The 3949-nt window shown below is 38.0% G+C and carries 1 protein-coding gene and 3 pseudogenes; 2 read left to right on the top strand and 2 right to left on the bottom strand.

What is annotated here, in order from left to right:
- Positions 1-731 (bottom strand): annotated as a pseudogene (locus tag BHE89_RS11560) (tRNA1(Val) (adenine(37)-N6)-methyltransferase); the annotation flags it as partial.
- A gap of 264 nt (positions 732-995) precedes the next feature.
- Here BHE89_RS11560 and srmB point away from each other — a divergent pair.
- Positions 996-2360 carry an ATP-dependent RNA helicase SrmB gene (srmB, locus tag BHE89_RS11555; protein WP_069367815.1) on the top strand — a complete coding sequence of 455 codons (1365 nt, stop codon included), beginning with the start codon at positions 996-998 and terminating at the stop codon, positions 2358-2360.
- A 147-nt stretch (positions 2361-2507) separates the two neighbouring features.
- On the opposite strand, the pseudogene grcA reads toward srmB, so the two are convergent.
- Positions 2508-2892: pseudogene (grcA, locus tag BHE89_RS11550) on the bottom strand (autonomous glycyl radical cofactor GrcA).
- 335 nt (positions 2893-3227) lie between these two features.
- Here grcA and ung point away from each other — a divergent pair.
- Positions 3228-3909 (top strand): annotated as a pseudogene (gene ung / locus BHE89_RS11540) (uracil-DNA glycosylase).
- Positions 3910-3949: the final 40 nt, after the last annotated feature.

The following is a 3949-nucleotide window of genomic DNA, read 5'->3' as shown; positions in this document are numbered from 1 at the left end:
CATGATTGGAACTTATCGGTATAGTGCCCTTCATGATCACGAATAATAAGTTCATCTATACTACATTTAACACCGCTTTGATTTTGTCTTTGAAATGCTAACAAAACTCGATGATAAGGTTTATCTGCGCTGTCTTTAATATTAACGCGCTTTGCAATATTCCACTCTTTTTTTTCTGCAATTTCAATAAATTGCTCACCAATAGAATAAGGTAATACGACACAGAGCAAACCATCTTCAGTGATAAGTGATTGCGCACTATCCAGCAATCCCTCATGCGTTAAGGTTTTGGTATAACGTGCTTGCTCACGAACATCATTACGACACGCAATTGCTGGCTCAAAATAAGGCGGATTACTCACAATCAAATCATATTTATTTTGCACTTGCTCTGCATAATGATGAATATCACTATGATGGATATGAATAAATGAATGCCATTGTGACCCTTGAGCATTTTCTGTCGCTTGTAATGCGGCTTTCTCATCCAGTTCAATGCCATCAATACACTCAATTTTATTCGCTCTTTGAGCGAGCATTAATGCAATTAAGCCACTCCCCGTACCAATATCAAGTGCTCTTTTTACATTATCGATAGGTGCCCAAGCCCCTAATAAAACACCATCTGTACCCACTTTCATTTCACACTTATCATGAGCAACAAAAAATTTGTTTAAAGGTAAAACCACCTTTTGCGTAATCCTGCTTTTTTTCACTTTCTTTTGATTCATCTATTGGCTCTATTGATTTGTACAGCAATCTCTTTTTTATTGCTTATCAATCATGTCACGTAAAAAGAGATATATGGTAAGATAACGTTTCTACAACCCCTATCTTAACATTAAACTATTTGTATACGATGCACGCTTATTTAGATTAAGCCTAAAAACAACGAATACCTTCGTCTATCGGTAATATATAATGTGATAGCGGTAAATCCTCTGGCTTTTAGCGGGGGATAATGTCAAAATCCGCGCCCTAAACAGAGGTATACAATGACAGCCACGACATTTTCCAGTCTTGAACTTGATGAAAGTTTATTGACCGCATTAGAAGAAAAAGGATATCAACGTCCTACTGCTATTCAAGCAGATGCAATTCCTGCTGCCATGGATGGACGCGATATTTTAGGCTCTGCGCCAACAGGCACAGGCAAAACGGCGGCCTTTTTGCTTCCAGCAATTCAACACTTGCTTGATTATCCACGTAAAAAATCAGGCCCGCCGCGTATTCTTATCCTGACACCAACACGCGAACTTGCCATGCAAGTTGCCGATCAGGCAAAAGAATTATGTGCGCACACACATTTAGATATCGCCACGATCACGGGCGGTGTTGCTTATATGAATCACGCTGAAGTCTTCAGTGAGAATCAAGATATCGTTGTTGCAACAACAGGTCGTTTATTGCAGTACATCAAAGAAGAAAACTTTGACTGCCGTGCGGTGGAAATGCTGATTTTAGATGAAGCAGACCGTATGTTAGATATGGGTTTTGCTAACGATATTGAAACGATTGCAGGCGAAACTCGCTGGCGTAAACAAACATTACTGTTCTCTGCAACACTAGAAGGTAATGCAGTTATTGATTTTGCACAGCGCATTCTCAACGAACCAGTTGAGCTGAATGCCGATCCATCTCGCCGTGAACGTAAAAAAATTCAGCAATTCTATTATCATGCTGATAATCTCGAACATAAAACAGCGTTACTTGCTGCATTACTGAAGCAAGATGATGTTAAAAAATCGATTGTCTTTGTTCGTAAAAGAGAGCGTGTAAGAGAGCTTGTCACTGCGTTAGAAAAGCAAGGTATTAAATGTAGCTACCTTGAAGGTGAAATGGCACAAACACAGCGTAACGATGCGATCAAACGTTTAGAATCAGGCAAAATGAATGTGCTTGTTGCCACTGACGTTGCTTCTCGTGGTCTTGATCTTGACGACATTACACACGTTTTCAACTTTGACTTACCTCATACTGCGGATGTTTACTTGCATCGTATTGGTCGTACAGGACGCGCGGGTCGTAAAGGTATCGCAATTTCATTAGTTGAAGCTCACGATCACCCATTATTAGGGAAGATTGGCCGTTATATCCAAGAGCCAATTAAATATCGAGTTGTTGCTGAACTACGCCCAGAAACCAAAGCACCAAGCCTAAAAGCAACTTTCAAACCTTCTAAAAAAGTGCTTGCAAAACGTAAAGCAAAAAAAGAAGAAGAGAAAAAAGCGGTTAAAGAAAAAGTGCGGGCTCGCGATCGTAAAAATATAGGTAAACGCCGCAAAGCCGTTGCTGAGCATACAGAAAAAAAAGTTGCGCCTACTGCACCAACAAAAAAAACGAATACTGATAACGAATAACTGTATTTTTTTACTCTTATAAAAAACCGTAGCTATACAATATAGTTACTGGTTTTTGTTATTTTATTCTTTTTTCTTATTCTATATAGAAAAAAAGCCCGATATTTTTATATCGAGCTTATTATTAACTTATTACTTTAGTAAAAATTACAGACTTTCTGTAAAAGTACGAGTAATAACATCACGTTGTTGTTCTAGAGTCAGTGAGTTAAAACGCACAGCATAACCAGAAACACGAATAGTTAATTGAGGATATTTCTCAGGATTATTAACCGCATCTTCCAGTGTTTCACGACTCAATACGTTAACGTTAAGGTGTTGACCGCCTTCTACACGAACAACAGGTTTAGATTCTACAGGCACTTCACGGTATTCGATATTGCCTAGCTCTTTGCGGTTAATCACTTGACCTTCTTCAAAGCCTTTTTTTAGCACAGATGCAACGAGCTTCGCCATTTTCATCATCTAATAACCAAAAAGAGTGTAATAAATCGTCATTATCAGCTTTAGTAATTTGGATACCAGTAATCATTTCGACCTCCAATTTGGGCGCAAAATCAAATTCCAATCTCATATCAGAACTTGGGTATTTGGTCTAACCAATGTTTCTATCTACTTATATACCAGTATAAATGGTGTCATTCTTTGATAAATATCAACAAAATTTCTAAGCCTCTCACCCATCAGGGTGCAAAGTCTTGTTTTAAATCAAAAATCACTTATCACTGATTTGCAATTTTTTTTTGTAAATTTTCAAATAAAAGTTGAGGGTACAATTAATTTTTATTTTTAGTCCGTAATATTTTCATTACTCTGATGAAATCGGTAAGCTTAGGCACTATAAGATATCAACAAGGATTTTAGGTTATGACTACCCCATTAACTTGGCATGATGTGATAGGCGCAGAAAAAGAAAAGCCTTACTTTCATCAAATTATGTCTCAAGTCGCACAACAAAGAGCTGCAGGTAAAATTGTTTATCCTCCTCAAGAAGATATTTTTAATGCTTTTCGTTTTACGCCTTTTGATAATGTGAATGTCGTTATTTTAGGGCAAGATCCTTATCACGGGCCTAATCAAGCACATGGACTCTCTTTTTCAGTGCGACCAGGTGTGCCAGCCCCCCCCTTCATTAGTCAATATGTATAAAGAGCTTGAGAAAGAATATCCCGATTTTAAACGTCCTAACCACGGCTATTTAGAAAGTTGGGCAAAACAAGGGGTATTATTACTTAATACTGTATTAACGGTAGAGAAAGGTCAGGCTCATTCCCACGCTAACTATGGTTGGGAAACCTTTACTGATGCAGTCATCGAACAGATCAATCAGCGAAGAAATGGGGTTATTTTCTTACTTTGGGGTGCCCATGCTCAGAAAAAAGGGCGTTTTATAGATACCAATAAACACGTTATTTTAAAAGCACCTCATCCATCTCCGCTTTCTGCTCACAGAGGCTTTTTAGGTTGTGGTCATTTCAAACAAGCCAATGATATTTTACAGCAACAAGGTCGCTCACCAATCAATTGGCATCTTGATCCCATTGAATAAAATCACCTGATAAAATTTATAAAATACAAAACCGCACAAT

The organism is Shigella sp. FC1967, assembly GCF_001743005.1.
Taxonomy (GTDB): domain Bacteria; phylum Pseudomonadota; class Gammaproteobacteria; order Enterobacterales; family Enterobacteriaceae; genus Proteus.
Note: the sequence above shows the minus strand (reverse complement) of the source record. Positions and strands in the feature narration are given on the sequence as shown.

What these genes read in the sequence shown, in the direction of transcription:
- srmB (WP_069367815.1), top strand. Translation starts at nt 996, where the DNA reads ATGACAGCCACGACATTTTCCAGTCTTGAACTTGATGAAAGTTTATTG.